The organism is Candidatus Eisenbacteria bacterium (assembly GCA_026388185.1).
GTDB lineage: Bacteria > Eisenbacteria > RBG-16-71-46 > JAFGJU01 > JAFGJU01 > JAPLKG01.
In genome coordinates this window covers 261,805-276,971 of record JAPLKG010000011.1, presented here as the reverse complement: position 1 = coordinate 276,971, position 15,167 = coordinate 261,805, and the positions used below count along the sequence as shown (strand labels likewise).

Below are 15,167 nucleotides of genomic sequence, written 5' to 3'. Positions count from 1 at the left end.
GCAAATTCTCACTTTTGGAGCTTGAGGAGGAACACACAAGACCGCGCGCGAAAGGCGACAGACAAGCAGGTCCTCAGAAGGATCGTGTCAAGCAGACCATGAAGTACTCGGGAGAATCCGGGTCTGTTCGCATCTCAAACCTGAGCCCTTGAGATGTATTCGCCGGCTTTGCCGGATTTGCGACGGAACGGGCCGCATCCATGGCCGACAGAATTCGATTGGCGACGGCCACACCCACCATATACGTGGCCCGGCGAAAAGCCAGTTGACTCTTCTTCCTGAGGTTTCTGTAGTAAGCCTGGTCCTCTTCTGACTGCCACTGCCAGGCGTTCTTGCCAAAATAGCCGTTCTCCTGAACGTACTGATCCTGTTGCTGCTTGTCGTCTGGATAAAGCGCTCTTGCCTCCCTCCGTACGTCCTCATTATAGCTTCCAGGTCCAGGATCGCTTTGCACGTACCGGCCGAGGGCGCGATAGAAATCTTCCGACTTGCCCGCAGCGTCGACACCCGCCATCAGTCCGGCGTAATTTATGTAGTTGTCCTTTCTAAGATGACCCTGCACTTCAAAAACGATAAAGCTGGTCCATATCGCGGATTCAGTCAGAAAAAAGAACTTGGCCCTTCCCTTCCTCCCGCTGTAGTACTGCCCGGCCCCAGGCAGCAGGGTCGATAGAGCGAGTGCCTTGGCCCTCGATTTCCCTCCATTCTTTGACAGGGAGGACGAAGCATCCGAAGTCGAAGAGACGTCAGACGAAGCATCCGCAACCTGAAGAGACTCGCGGAAATCCTTTGTCACCAGGGCCATCGCAGGCGAAGGCGAGATTGCGCCGGCACGTGCCACGGGAGGAAGAACAGCGGCAAGAACGAACGTCAAGAAAACCAGAGGCACGAGCTTAGAATGCTTCACTTCCGAGTACCCTCACGCGGCAGTCCCGCGAACTTCCAGGTCCGCGCCAAGAGGCCGGCCTTCTCAGAATTTCCGAGAGGCAACCATGATGATTCCCATTGAATGCGGATTGGTCTTAAGCTTTAGATTCAGCTTCATTCCGTGACCGAGGCTGGCGTTGTAATTCCGGGCGAGTCTCAAAGCGTCAACGGCACTGACCACGTGGTTTACCACGGCAGCCATCATTGCGTAATTCGAATTCTTGAGAAGCCAGTTGCTATTGTCCCTCATGTCGAGGTAAGACTCCAGGTTCACCGTGGAATCCCAACCGGGCATGCAGAACGGCTGCTTTCCGATGTCTTCGTAGTAATGCTGCTTGTTGTGCACGTAGAAATACTGCATCAGGCTGTCGCGCTGAGCAGTGTAGACCGAGCCATTGTACTCCGAGCCGATGGCCGGAAAAGCCCAGTGTCGGTCGGCAAAGTCCTCGAATTCCTCCTCTTTCTTGTTGCCGCTCTCGCGCAAGAAGTAGCTCGAAGCCCAGGCCACCGCCTCAACTCCCAGGAATATGTATCCCCTCTTTGCCCCCACGTAAAGCTCGCCACTTCCTGGAACCATTCCAGAGAAAAGAAACGCCTTTGCAGGGGATTTCTCGACCTGTCGTGAAGACCCCAGTTCGCCGGTCTTCTCAGTCGCTGTGACGGGTTCTTCGATTGCTTTCTGGGCAAGAAGTAAGGCCGGCTCAGAATCGAGAGGTCCGATTAGCGGGTCTGCCAGGGCAAGATTCCCCTTCACTTCGAGGGCTGCCTGGGCGCAAGCGTTTCCGCAGGCCGAAATCAACAAGCAACTGAACAAGATACACGAGAGCATCAGGCCCAAATACCGAGCCATACACATCCTCCCAGAGGGCCATCCCACCTATTGTGTACCACCGGGCGGCCGGGTAGTTCCCTTCTAGTGTAACTTAGTGTAACACAGATGCCTTCGTGAATGCCACGTCTTTCCTTCCAAGGGCCTCCGCTTCCAACCTGATTATGTAGACTCCGGGAGGAAGACCCGCGTGAGACCAGACGAACGAGTTTTCGGTGGCCTGGCATTCGGTCTCGCTGGAGTAGACTCTCCTCCCCGAAAGGTCGAATATCTCGAGTTTCACGCTTGCCGGCGCTGAGAGAAAGTACCTGATGCTCGTTGTCGGCCCGTGAGAAGGGTTCGGTTGAGGGTAGACTGCACCTCCCGCGAACAGCACCTGTCCAGCAAGCAGCGACAGGCCTCCGCGCCGCTCAAGGCAGTTGGTGCGGGCACTCGTGTTGCCCCTGAGAGGCCACTCGAAGTCAGAGACGGAATATGGCAGTTCAAGGCAGACAAGAAGTGAGTCGCCTGCGGCCTGAAATAGCTCCGGCTTCCCGTCTTCCTCCAGATCCGTCAGGGCGGGGCTACCACAAATCCGGCTGCCGACCGCGACGGGCCAGTCTTGTAGGGGCGTCCCGTCGCTGCCGACGGCGGATATCCCGGAGCCATCGTAGGGAAAGAGAATCTCGGTCGATTTGTCGGAGTTCAAATCACAAGCGGAGACGCCGTTGCGCGTTTGCGTACCGGAGCAGCCAGACGTTATGGGCCATCCCGAGGAGATCACACCGGTCCCGTTGATCACGTATAACTTCCCGGAGGACGAATGCACGACTATCTCCGCGAGGGCATCGCCGTCGACATCCCCTGCGGCAGGCCACGACGAGACAGGATCGTTGAGAAAAACCGGCCAACCTTCGAGAACCTGCCCGGTCGAGTTGAGAGCGAACATGTTCCCGGAACCCGTGGTTATGACAACTTCCAAGGTGCTGTCAGGTTTGCCGTCCACGTCGGCCATCAAGACGTAGGGTCCAGCCGAATCAGCAGGGCCACCCTCCGGCAATTCGTAGGGCGAAAACAAGAACTCACCGTCCGTCGAAGAAACCACCGCAACCGAGTGGGGTCCGCCAAAAGCGACTTCGTAGTAGCCGTCATGGTCAATGTCACCCGCCGCGATCGAGCCCGTGACAGACTGGCCGAGCGAAGTCTGACTACTCCATCTGAGGGCACCTCCGGCGTCGAGAGCGCGCACTTTTCCGTCGGAGCAGCCGGCGATGATGTCGTCGCCCACGGCACACGGAGGCGTTGTGACAGACGAAATGGCCGGCGGCCAGCCCGCCAACACCTGACCCGGCGTCACCGGACTGTGGTCACCATTGACGGCCCAAGCGTAGAGGGTACCTGAATCTCCCAGCACCACGGTGCCTACAAGAGCAGAAATGCCTTCACTGAAACAGAGAGTGGGAAGAAGAGGGCCGGGCGCATCTGCCAGCCTTCCACGCGGCTCTCCCGCAAGGTACGCCGAACCGTCGGCCTTCCAGGCCCTCACGGTGGAACCGGGGCCTGCCAGAAAAACTTCCTTCACGCCGTCCACATCGAAATCCCCAAAACCCGGAGAGGCTTCCTCAAGTGGTCCCACAACGACCGGCCAGCCGTCCCGCGCCCACTTCCTCTCCACGGAGACGTACATGCCGACCTGACTTTCACTCTCCACGCTGACGGAACCCTGGCTCGCCGCACCGGAATTGGCGTCACTGTTGGGCACCGTTGTTGGATCGAACTGCGTGGCATTGCTTACGAAGTATGGGTCAAACTCACTGCCCAGCCAGTAGGAAGAAGAAGGATCACCCAGGTCCACAATCCCGTCGGCTTCCTCCAGGCTTATTCCCCTTTCCGATTGGCCACCGTTCGGGCTCAGCCCGAGCGAGCTGCGTCGTGCGATGATCCCTTCATCGATGTGCCATATTAGGATTCCAGAACCTGGCAGGAGGGCATCATACTCGTTCGACTCTGGACCGAGGATCACTCCCGTTGCCGGGTCCGCTCTGACCTCTACGTAGCCATTGCCGTCAAGATCGCACTCGCGATTCTCTATCATGAAATACTCGCTGCCGCTTGCCGGCACCACCAGCACGCGCGAACTCAATTCAATCGCTCTCAGAGTGTCTGCCCACTGCGCACCGACTTCTATTTCGTCGACCGTCTGTCTTCCAACAATCCTTCCGAGCTCTCTCCTGGACCAGGCATCAAGCCCACCCGGAATGATCCCGAACACGTACACGAGTTCGCCGGTGTTCGGATCCTCCACAATACCCCCCAGATAGTTTCCAGAGTCCATCAGGCTCCAGTAGCCGACGGCAGGCAGGAAATCATCGGTGTTATACACATCAGGCAGTCCGAGCATGTGGCCGAACTCGTGGGTAAGCACACCATTGAGCGCACCTAGCATGCCGTCCTGCCCCGAGGTCTCCGGAATAACCGCGGCCCCATAGACGTAGGCGCTCCCATGGTCGACGAGTATAGGATCGGCGAGGGTCAGCGAGAAAGACGGGAGATCCCACTCGGAGTCGTAGTTCACGTCGCCCTGGAGATCGGCCCCCGCGTGGAAGATTATGACGATGTCGTATTGAGAGAAGTCGATGGACTCTGCGCTATTGTCCGCCGCATGCACTGCGTCAGTTATGAGCGCAACACCGAGCTGGTAGTCTTCGTCAGAGTACGTCCACGGTCCGTAGTCGGCCGTGTCGGAGAGATGAAACGCAGAGTCAGGCTCTTGGGGGAACACATCGTACTCAACCTGGAGCTCCGCGAAGCTCATTGCAGAATAGTATCTCGAAAGAGCTTCCAAGTGAGCAGCGAAGTAATTGCCGTTGTGCGGAGGCGGATCAATGAACTGCGCCGTTCCGGTCCTCAGATCGAACTTGCCGTCCGCGGTAGTAGTCAGAGAGCCCATTCTGTCAGAGAGAAAGTCTACCCTGAGCCCGAGCACGCGCACGGTCAGTGGAGCTTCCGTGCCCTGAGTTCCCAATCCCGCGCGGAAGCCGGGCACTTGTCTCGCCGAAAGACCCGGCGCCGCGAAGTAGTCCCTGACGGCGCGCCTCTTCAGCACTTCATTGATGACATCTCTACCAGGTTCAACAACGCCTCTCGAAGTCTCCGCAGCGACCCTGTCTCGCGAGGAAGCCTCGCGAACGGGAGTCACCCTCAACAAGCGAGAGCCCAATTGGGCCGCCTGCGAGTGACCGCAGAAAAAAGAGCCGACCAAAATGGAAAGCGCAAGCCCAAGGCTTGCGCGCAGTGCGAGGAATGGTCTCAAATCACTTTCCCTGGGTTAGAACTTCGCAGAAAAAGAGAACTTGCTCACCTTGTCTTCGAGTTCCTTTGACTGGGGAACACTCGCGTAGTCGAACCTGACACCCTTGTACTGTAGCCCCAGTCCGAACGTCGGTCCCTCAATAGGATAATCCTTCGTGTACCATCTCTCGGTGATGAAACCTAATCTCACTGCAAGAAGTTCGCTGAAAAGGAACTCCCCACCGCCACTGACAATGGGCCCGTCGTCCGCAAAAACAAAGGGCTTGTTCACGTCGAACGCCGCGATGCATCTGCCCAGACTCCCCTCCCACACGTTGGCGGCAACGCCCACCTTCAGGTTTCTGCTGATCGGGCTTGATTGGTCGGCGTCGATCAGCGTCAGATTGGGGCCGATGTTCTGGAAGCATGCGCCCAGACTCCACCTGTTTCTCCTGTACAGAACGCCGAGGTCAGCGCCGAAGGTCGTACCCTTCCCCGCCTTCCCTTCCATCACGGCCCACGACGGAGCGTAGTTCACGTGAATAATCTTGAGGTTCACGCCGACGCCCAGATCCTTCGCCAGCATTGTCCCGTATGCCAGGGAGGGCGATATTTCATAGCTGGTAAAAGTCCCAGTCGGGTTCCCCTCGGCATCGGTGCCCAGAATATCGCCGTAAGTCAGATACACAAGGCTTGCGGCAAGCCCGCCCCAATCCTTCGTGGATTGGGCGTAGCCCAAGTACTCATAGTAGACGTCGTCTGCCAAGCCCGGGGCCAGTTTGGTATGCATTGCAGAAATGTTCCTGTTCGTCAGAAAAGCGAGGCCGGCGGGATTCCACCATGAGGCGGTCGCGTCGTCGGCAATTGCAACGTAAGCCCTTCCCATTCCCTCCGAACGAGCGCTCGGAGCAAAGGTCACAGATGGCGCAATGGCCTCACCCACAGCCAACGCCCTGGAAGGCAATAGACCCGAGAGAAGCAGAAACATCAAGGCAGCATAAAACGGAATGCATCTCTTCATGCCAATTTCCCCCATTCGAACTACAAAACCAAAACACTTCCTCTTAGTCTAACACGCGATTACAACTCAAGTCAATCAAAACGCACTCGAAAGGTCCCGGAACTCCGGCGCGCCGGCGGGAAGCTGAAGCTGCTATTTCAGTACCGCCGCCCTTCCGATAAAAGAATCCTTGTCCCCCTCCCCGTCCTTCACTTCTATCTTGTAAAGATAGATGCCGTTGGCCACTTCGTCTCCTTCGGCATCCTTTCCGTCCCACTTGAACTGATTGTTTCCCCTCCTTGCAGGGCTATTCTCACAAAGCTTGCGAATCAACGTACCGGACACAGTAAAGATCTTGATTGTGGCCATTCCATCGGCGGTCAGATCGAAGTTTATGTACGTTTCTTCCTTGAATGGATTCGGATAGTTTATGACCTCTTTCAGCAGAAGCGTGTCCCGTTCCACAATCTCAAATCCCAAATCTCCCGCGCCTCTGTTGCCCAGGTTGTCGTGCGCCACCACGAGGACGCTGTGAGGTCCAGTGGAAAGAGTCGGAATCACATAGTCGATCTGTCCCCCCTGGTAGCTGCTTTCGTAATAGACAAAGGCAGACGTAAGGTCGACCGGCTCGATTGCCTTGTCGACCTGAAGAAGGATGGAATTCGACGCGTTCGTGCCCGTTATGCTAATGCCGTGCTCATCACGCAGGATTACGTGGAGCACCGACTGAGACGGAACGTAGCGCGCATCGTTGTCGAATCTGAGCACTACCGAGGGGCCGGTAGTATCACTGGGGGTTGCGCCGGTGTGATCAATCACCATGGGCGAGACGATACCTGTACCGTCGACCGTACCCACGGAATAACCTCTGGCTCGTCCCGTAGAACCCAGTATCAACGTGTCGACAGGAACGACAAAGGAAAACTCGAATCTTCCCTGTTCCGCAGCCGCGGAGCCGTGGAAGAATCTGTAGCCGGGCAGATAGTAAGGGCTCCACCCACCGGGAATACGCACAATTTCGGAGCCAGAAACCTCCAGATCTACATTCGCGTCGTACCACTGCGCAAGCTCCCCGTCGTCCCTTATCTCCCCGCTCACGGTCACAACTTCTCCCAGATGCACGGTGTCAGCACTCGTCGTGTCAAAGGCAACCTCAAGCTCAGGAACGGCGAGCTGGAGGGCCGGGTCACCCATGAGTAAGTACTTTCTGGCGTTCAGAGTATCCTCCTTGGAAACGGCCAGGAGGTTCTTGGCGGCCTGCAAAGCAACACCGATAGCCGTCGTCGAATCGAGCGATGCCCCGGGGAAAACAAAATCGAAGAACGCGCTGTTGAAATCGTAATTCTGATCGCTATACACAAGCCCTGTCGCTGCGACGGACGCAATTGACCCTCCCCCGTCCTGTCTCAGGAGTTTTTCCGCAATTCCTTCTGCATCCTGGCTGCCGGAGGGCTCGTCAAACTTTGCGACCTTGCATGAACCTGCAAAAAACAAGGGTAGCTTCTCTCCGTTGGACAACGAACCTACGTCGTCTAAACGGAATACCTGCTCATGGGCGAGTTGGTTCCCGCTTCCATGCCCAATGTAATTGACTATGAGTGCTCCCTCGTCAAAAGACGAGATGAACGCCTGCTTGGCCTTGGATTTGTAACAAACTCCGGCATCACGCGGAAATTCGGCGAGATATATCTTGTCTTTATCAAGTGCCTTGGGCAGATGCAGCGCAGCAACGGAGTCGCTAAGATACGTATGCCAGTACCCCAACTCGTCGGCCGCGCAGAGTTTATAATTGTCGTCTGCGACAATAATGGCCTTGTTGCGCCACACCCCGTGGCTTGGAGAGTTGACATAGGGCACGGTCTTCTGATCGAGAACCGTGCGTGCCTCTCCGAGGGTCCTGACGGTAGCTCTTCCAACAACGACGTCGGTCAGCACATCGCCGGGACCGTCGAGCAAAACAAAGAAATCGTCATTCACGAGCTGAACCTGCATGTAAAAATCATAGCTATCTTCCCATGCGGGAACCAGGTTCTGGAAACCGGTGCCGAGGTAATTGCGAAAATCGTACGAGGCTTCCCCGACAAGAAACACGTAAGAAACCTGCCTTGAGCTTCCGGCCCAATTCCAGTAAGCATACATAATGAAATCCCTGAGTGCACACGCATCCTCAAGCCCCCAAGAAAATTCATCATAGATCTCCGACGTCAAGACCACCATGGTCGCCGGATCCTCTATCCCAGGAACTGTCGTCTCTCGTAATGACCTGAGCCCCTGGACTCCTTGCGCAAGAGTCGGGTGCGTCACCATGACGTAGTCTGCGCCATTCTCGGTGTCCCTCAAGCGGCGGCTGAACTGTTTCAAGACAACACTCTCGGGGCTCTTGAGGCCGGCTGAAGATACCAGGAGATAGTGTTTTGTTCTGCCTGCTTCGAGAGTGTCCTCGAATTCCAGCGTGAAGTCGCCTCCGGCGTCCTGCAGGTCACACCCCACTATTTCGACTGGAGAGAAGTAGTCGGTCACGTCGAAGAGCCTCAGGCCCGTGGTGTCGGTCACGCCGTTGAGCGGATACCTCACAATGGCCGTAGTGTCAGGGCTTGAGAGCGCGAAGGAGTTGCTGTCCACAGTCAGTTTCTTGCCGTAGAAAAATTCATACCACGCGAGGTACAACACGTCACTCGCGTAGCCCAGGGTGATGATCAGGGAGTCCCTTTCCTGACCCCAGAAACCGCTCCCGGAAAGATCCATCCTGGAGTTCACACTGTACAACGAGTCCTCATTCACCCACTGCCTGTTCAATATGATTCTACCCTTATGCCGGTAGCCGCAGGAGACTTCAGTCACTGTGCAGGGTGCCCACAGTCTTACCATGAGGCTGCATCTGGCGGCAGGCTCGAGGTTGGGAGCTTCGAAGGTGTAGAGATATGACTGGGGTCCGCTTGCGGTGCTGCTAAGCGCCTGGTACCACCACTTCTCCCAGCGCTGGTCTCTCTCCGCCAGTGAAGGATCGTAGAACGTGTTCCTCTCTACGTGAAGCCTCGCGGGAACGTACCCGGGAAAGTACGCGCCGCCCGTCACGGGGACGCCGTTTCTTGACGCGATCCGTACGGGCTCCGGATTCGTGACAAAGCTGCCGTCCCACGTAAGCCAGTAAACGTTCGTGCCCGTGTAACTGTTCTCCAGATACACGGCGGGCTCGGTGGGCTCGAAGTAATCCTTCCAGCCGTCAGTCCCCATCCCGTAGAAAAGGATGAAATCGGTATCGTCGAATCTACCGTCCCCTCCGTCGAAAACCTCGATGGCACACTCGCTCATCCACTCCTCGAGCGAAGAAGGTTCTCTCGCAGCTGGAAGCGGAAGGCCTCCTCCGTTGAAGAGTCTCAACGTGAGAGGGTTTATGCTTCCCAGGTCGCTCACCCCGGCCGTTCTGAGGTCCGAGCCCGTTACCTTGTAGATTCCGCGTCCCTTGACCGACAGTTTGCACCAATTCGATGACGAGGCAAACGAGTCGCGGAGTTGACTGACCGGTCTGGGAACCCGCCTGCCTCTCCAGCCACGGGAAGGCTCGTAATTCACGAGGGTGGCCCGGTAGAGGGCTTCGAGACCGTCCGCCTCACCTGCCTCGATGTTCTGCACTTCGCGCCCGGCTCCTGATTTCACTGCGCCGGGTCGCAACGTGATGGTGACCTTGACTCTTGTCGACACCACGAGGATCCGGGAGACGGGGTTATACCTCGCAGGAGAGACGTCGATCCCGAGGACTCTCTGATTTCTCATCCATGATTCCCGCGCCCCCAGGAGCGGGCTGGGAGGAAGTGACTCGTTTCTGCCGTAAAAGCTCTCCGAGGGAACGATTCGTTCCTCGCTCATCCCGTCGCCACCGACAGAAACGACCGGGGCAGGAAGTATTCTCTTGGACTGAAAAGTCACGTCATCGAGAGGTAGCACTGTGACGTCGTATGCCGCTCCGACAGGAATGCCGACAAGAAAGGTCCTGTGTGGGAGTTGTGCTTCACCGGGTCTGCCGTACGAGAAAAAACCGGGAATTCTGACGGCCTCGAAACTTCCGGCCGCCGTCTCCCTGGTCACGAAATTCGTGCCCTCTGCAATTACGTCAAACTCGATGAGTGTCTGGTCCGAGCGGATGAGCCTGGCCGGCGGACCACCGGGCAGCGGTTCACTCTCAGAGGGGGTCGCCATGAACGCAGCGCAGACCACAAGAGACAGACAAAGTGCCACCAGAGCATCGATCAGACTCAGGCAACTCGGTGTGCCCGTCGCCCGAGGATCACGTCTCGCCGCCCTACAAAACCTGAACTGCATAGACTGCCGTCCCCTCTTCATTGAACAAGTAGGTTCTTGCCCCTTCCCTATCCCAGTCCGCCTGGTCCTCAGAGTTTCTCTGCTTCGTCTATCAACATGATCGGGATGTTGTCCTTAATGTTATACCGCAGCCTGCAAGCATGACAGATCAACTTGTCGTTCGTCCTGTCGTATTCCAGGTCGCCTTTGCACTTGGGACACGCCAGTATTCGTAGAAGCTCCTCGCTGAGCATGGCACCTCCGATCTCGCCAGCTAGTCTCGACTCACTCTTTTTCGAACACTCCCATTGACCGGTACTTTGAGGCTCGCCGGGTCAGTAGCTCGTCGACGGAGAGTTTTGAGAGATCATCCAACCAGCGCAACACGGCCTCCTTAAGAGCGGCAGCCGACTTCTCTGCATCCCTGTGCGCACCTCCAAGCGGTTCCGGAACGAGCTCGTCAACCACGCTCATCTCGAAGAGATCCGTCGCGGTGAGCCGCAGCGCCTCAGCGGCCTGAGGAGCTTTCGCCCTGTCGCTCCAGAGGATTGCGGCGCAACCCTCGGGTGAGATCACTGAGTAAATCGCGTTCTCCATCATCAGCACAGTATCGCCCACAGCCATGGCAAGTGCACCTCCACTTCCTCCCTCACCTATGACTGCCACGACAATGGGCACCGGTATCAGAGCCATCTCCCTGAGGTTACGCGCGATTGCCTCCGACTGTCCCCTTTCTTCCGCACCAACTCCGGGAAAGGCTCCCGGGGTGTCTATGAGACTCAGAATCGGACACCTGAACTTGCCGGCCATCGTCATGAGCCTGAGAGCCTTCCTATAGCCCTCCGGATGAGGCATGCCGAAATTCCTGCTGATATTCTCCTTAGTGTTCCTCCCCTTCTGCTGCCCCACGATCATGATGGGCCTTCCGGCGATCTCGGCCGGGCCGCCTACCACGGCCCTGTCGTCCCCGAAGTTTCTGTCCCCGTGAAGCTCCTGGAAGCTCGAGCACATGGCCTCGACGTAGTCCAACGTGTACGGGCGGCGCGGGTGTCTTGCGAGCTGGACTTTCTGCCAACTGGAGAGACCCGAGTATATCTCGCTCTTCAGTCTGGTAAGGCGTTGCTCCAGCCTCCCCAGTTCCTCGGTAAACTCGATGTTCTCCTCGGTTCCAAAGTCCTTCAAGTCCTGTATTCGTCGCTCCAACTCTACGATAGGCTTCTCAAAATCAAGCCACGTTCCGTCTATGCCCATCAAACCACTTACCTTTGTCCGATTGGCGGTGACCACTGCGCCGTGTCAGCAGTATCCAAAATCTCTCTCTGCGGCCACCCTATTTTAACTCCTTCGGGGCCTATAAGTTCCCCCAACGCGTGAAGGAGCAGGTCGTCCGCACTGACTCTCACGGAGCGGACTCTGACCTTGACAGGGGCTCTTTCGTCGCCCTGCACGACGAGGACGACTTCGCACTCACCTGGAAAACTCTGGAGAACGTCTTTGACTCTCGTGGCAAGCTCGATCCCGCAAGAAGGAAGCAGAATCTCCAGCCTCGGTTTCTGCCGAGAAACCGGAACATCCTCTCCGAGCACCTTCAAGGAAGTACCGTCGCCCGGGCCCCCAGCCGGACATCCCCCACGCCCAAGCTCTTCCGAAGGCGCGACGATCTCAGAAGTGTCCTTGAACTCTTCAATTTCCTGAGCGATGAGCTTTATCTCCTCTTCCTTGCTGCTGGTTCTCCCTTTCACGATCAGGATCGAATCCACGCAAATGTCGCGCCTCGCCTTTTCGTAGAGGTCAGAGAACACTAGACACTCGACCGAACCGGAGAAATCTTCAAGTGTGATGAACGCCATCGGCCTCTTGTTTCTCCCGATGATCATCTTGCTCGACGAGACCACTCCAACGACTTTCACGTTCGTTCCATCCGAGAGCTCCGAGAGCTTCGCTATTTCGAACGAAGCGATCCTCCTCACCCTGTCTCGAAAAGGAGCAAGCGGATGGTCGGAGAAATAGAAGCCGAGCATTTCCTTCTCCCTGGCGAGTTGAATGCTGCGAGACCAGGGACTTACCTCCGGCAGTTCTTCCCCCGCGAACTCGTGGCCGCGCGAATCAAAGAAGGAAACCTGGCCGTTGACCTTCTCCCTCTGTTTTCTCTGTCCGGTTCCGTAGGCCTTGGTGAGTGCGCTCAGGAGCTGCGCTCTGTGACCCGGCAGGCCGTCGCAGGACCCCGCGCATATGAGGCTCTCGAGAACCCGCTTGTTGACCAGACGCAGGTCTACTCGCCTGCAAACGTCAAACGCGCTCTTGAATCTCCCTCCACTCTCCCGCGCCTGGACTATGGACCTTATCGCTCCAGAACCTACGTTGCGTATCGCACCCAAGCCGAAGCGAATCCCCAGAGGAGTGACGGTGAACTCTCCCTGGCTTTCGCAAATGTCAGGAGCCAGCACCTTGATTCCCATTCTTCGGCATTCCTCGACCAGGATCGTCACGCGCTCCGTCCTATCCATTTCGCTGCTCAGCGATGCCGCCATGAACTCCTGAGGATACCTGGCCTTCAGGTAGGCGGTTTGATAACAAATTATGGCATACGCGGTGCTGTGCGACTTGTTGAACCCGTACCCGGCGAAGTTGGCCATCAGATCGAAAATGCGTTCTGCCGTTCTTCGATTTATCCCGTTCTTCTTCGCACCGCCGATGAAGGCCCTTCTCTGGGCGTCCATTTCTTCGGCCATCTTCTTGCCCATGGCCCTTCTCAAAATGTCGGCCTGGCCAAGGGAAAAACCCGCAAGTTTGTGAGCGATCTCGAGCACTTGCTCCTGGTAGAGTATGACACCGTGAGTGTCCTTGAGGATCGGCTCGAGGAGAGGATGCTCGAACGTTATCTTCTTCTGTCCATTCTTGCAGAGAGTGAAGTCCTTAACCATCTCTCCCTGAATCGGCCCGGGTCTGTGGAGCGCGTTCACGGCTATGATGTCCTCGATACAACTTGGCTTCATCCTCCTCAAGAGGTCTCTCATCCCCGAACTCTCCACCTGAAAGACACCCACCGTCTGAGCGTTCCTCAAGAGCTTGAACGTCTCCTCGTCGTCGAGAGGAATGCTTTCCAACGAAAGCCTGGCCTCTCCTTTTCGGTTCACCATTTCCACGGTTTTCTCAATGACGGTGAGAGTCCTCAATCCCAGAAAGTCCATCTTGAGGAGACCGATTCTCTCGATAGACTTCATGTCGTATTGCGTGGTAACGACGTTTTCGCCGGACTTGAAAAGCGGCACGTAGTCCGTGAGCTTCCCGGGGGCAATGAGGACGCCTGCCGCGTGAGTCGAAGCATGTCTGGCAAGTCCCTCGAGAGTCGAAGCGCACCTTATCAGTTTCTCGTAGGTGCTGTCCGAGGTCGAAAGCTCCTTGAGCTCCGGAACGGTCCCCAGCGCCTTTTCCAGCGTCATGTTCGGTTCGTTGGGTATGAGCTTGGCCAGTCGATCAACCTCGCCGTACGAGACGCCCAGCGCCCTTCCCACGTCCCTTACAACGGCGCGCGCCGCCATGGTGCCGAACGTAATTATCTGGGTCACGTTCTCCTTGCCGTACTTCCCAAGCACATAGTCTATGATCTCGTTCCGCCGTTCGTATCCAAAATCAACGTCTATGTCGGGCATGCTGATTCGCTCGGGATTCAGAAACCTCTCGAATAGAAGTCCGAACTTGAGTGGATCGATGTCCGTGATTTTCAGGCAGTACGACACCAGACTTCCCGCGGCCGAGCCCCTGCCGGGACCAACGGGTATTGCCATCTCCCTCGCTTTCTCAATGAAATCTCTCACGACGAGCAGATACTCGGCGAACCCCATTTTGCAGATGGTGTCGATCTCGTACTCAAACCGCCGGACGATATCTTCTGTAATGTCGTGATATCTCTCTCGAAGACCCTGCTCGGCCATGGTACGAAGACAGTGATCGGCGCTGGGGCAGCCGTCGGGAAGCGGAAAGTGAGGAAGATACATCTTGCCAAACTCAAGAACGACGTTGCATTTTTCCGCAATCTCGATGCTGGTGGAGCACGCCTCAGGAATGTCAGCGAAGACCTGCATCATCTCCTGCGGCGACTTGAAGTAGACTTGATCCGTGTCGAAACGCAGACGGTCGGTGTCATCCACGGACTTGCCGGTTTGAATGCACAGAAGAACATCGTGTGCCTCGCTGTCCTCTCTCTTGAGGTAGTGGCAATCGTTCGTGGCCACGACCCGTATTCCGGTTCTCTTGCTCACCTCCAGAAGCCTTGGAAGCACCAAGAGCTCTTCCTCCATTCCATGATTCTGCAGTTCCAAGTAGAAGTTGCCCTCGCCAAAGATCTCGCGAAACTCGGCGGCCACCGCCGTAGCGGCATCCAGGTTACCGCTCGCTGCGACACGCGCCACCTCCCCGCTCAGGCACCCGCTCAGAGCCACGAGCCCGGACGAGTATTTTCTGAGGACTTCCCTGTCGACTCTCGGGGTGTAATAGAAACCCTCGAGATAGCCCGCTGAAACGAGACTCAGGAGATTCCTGTAGCCCTCATTGCTCGCGGCAAGAAGAACCAGGTGGTGAGTCCGGGAACCCGCGTCCTTGTTCTTTTCCTTCCTGTCCCTGGCAACGTAGACCTCACAGCCCAGCAGAGGCTTGATGCCTGCTCGCGTTGCCTTGTCGTAGAACTCTATGGCTCCAAACATGTTTCCGTGATCGGTGATGGCGAGAGCGGGCATTCCGTACGCCTTGGCGGCGTTCACGAGGTCTCCGATTCGGCATGCCCCATCGAGCAAGCTGTATTCGGTGTGATTATGAAGATGAACAAACTTGCAGTGTTCCAAA

8 protein-coding genes are annotated in these 15,167 nt (G+C 56.7%); all 8 read right to left on the bottom strand.

The genetic code is table 11. The features are described from left to right. Nucleotides 1-73: 73 nt before the first annotated feature. Nucleotides 74-907 (bottom strand): hypothetical protein, encoded by an 834-nt coding sequence (locus NTX17_06820; GenBank protein ID MCX5801084.1) that lies wholly within the window; start codon nt 905-907, stop codon nt 74-76. Nucleotides 908-970: 63 nt separating this feature from the next. Next, nucleotides 971-1,777 carry a hypothetical protein gene (locus NTX17_06815; GenBank protein MCX5801083.1) on the bottom strand — a complete coding sequence of 269 codons (807 nt, stop codon included), beginning with the start codon at nt 1,775-1,777 and terminating at the stop codon, nt 971-973. 73 nt (nt 1,778-1,850) lie between these two features. Further along, the gene (locus tag NTX17_06810) at nt 1,851-5,048 is read right to left on the bottom strand and encodes an immune inhibitor A (protein MCX5801082.1); all 3,198 of its coding nucleotides are present in this window, start codon (nt 5,046-5,048) and stop codon (nt 1,851-1,853) included. A 15-nt stretch (nt 5,049-5,063) separates the two neighbouring features. Next, entirely contained in the window at nt 5,064-6,047 is a 984-nt protein-coding gene (locus NTX17_06805; GenBank protein MCX5801081.1) for a PorV/PorQ family protein, read from the bottom strand. Between the two features lie 132 nt (nt 6,048-6,179). Beyond that, entirely contained in the window at nt 6,180-10,346 is a 4,167-nt protein-coding gene (porU, locus tag NTX17_06800; GenBank protein ID MCX5801080.1) for a type IX secretion system sortase PorU, read from the bottom strand. Nucleotides 10,347-10,414: 68 nt separating this feature from the next. Continuing rightward, a complete protein-coding gene (locus NTX17_06795; protein ID MCX5801079.1) occupies nt 10,415-10,579 on the bottom strand; it encodes a Trm112 family protein in 165 nt (54 codons plus the stop codon). 31 nt (nt 10,580-10,610) lie between these two features. Continuing rightward, nucleotides 10,611-11,576 (bottom strand): acetyl-CoA carboxylase carboxyltransferase subunit alpha, encoded by a 966-nt coding sequence (locus NTX17_06790; GenBank protein MCX5801078.1) that lies wholly within the window; start codon nt 11,574-11,576, stop codon nt 10,611-10,613. Between the two features lie 8 nt (nt 11,577-11,584). Then, on the bottom strand, nt 11,585-15,166 hold the full coding sequence (locus NTX17_06785) for a DNA polymerase III subunit alpha (GenBank protein ID MCX5801077.1): 3,582 nt from the start codon (nt 15,164-15,166) through the stop codon (nt 11,585-11,587). Nucleotide 15,167: the final 1 nt, after the last annotated feature.

Excerpts from the sequence above, each read along its gene's own strand:
- NTX17_06815 (MCX5801083.1), bottom strand. The coding sequence starts at position 1,777 with ATGGCTCGGTATTTGGGCCTGATGCTCTCGTGTATCTTGTTCAGTTGC.
- porU (MCX5801080.1), bottom strand. The coding sequence starts at position 10,346 with ATGCAGTTCAGGTTTTGTAGGGCGGCGAGACGTGATCCTCGGGCGACG.
- NTX17_06805 (MCX5801081.1), bottom strand. The coding sequence starts at position 6,047 with ATGAAGAGATGCATTCCGTTTTATGCTGCCTTGATGTTTCTGCTTCTC.
- NTX17_06790 (MCX5801078.1), bottom strand. The coding sequence starts at position 11,576 with ATGGGCATAGACGGAACGTGGCTTGATTTTGAGAAGCCTATCGTAGAG.
- NTX17_06795 (MCX5801079.1), bottom strand. The coding sequence starts at position 10,579 with ATGCTCAGCGAGGAGCTTCTACGAATACTGGCGTGTCCCAAGTGCAAA.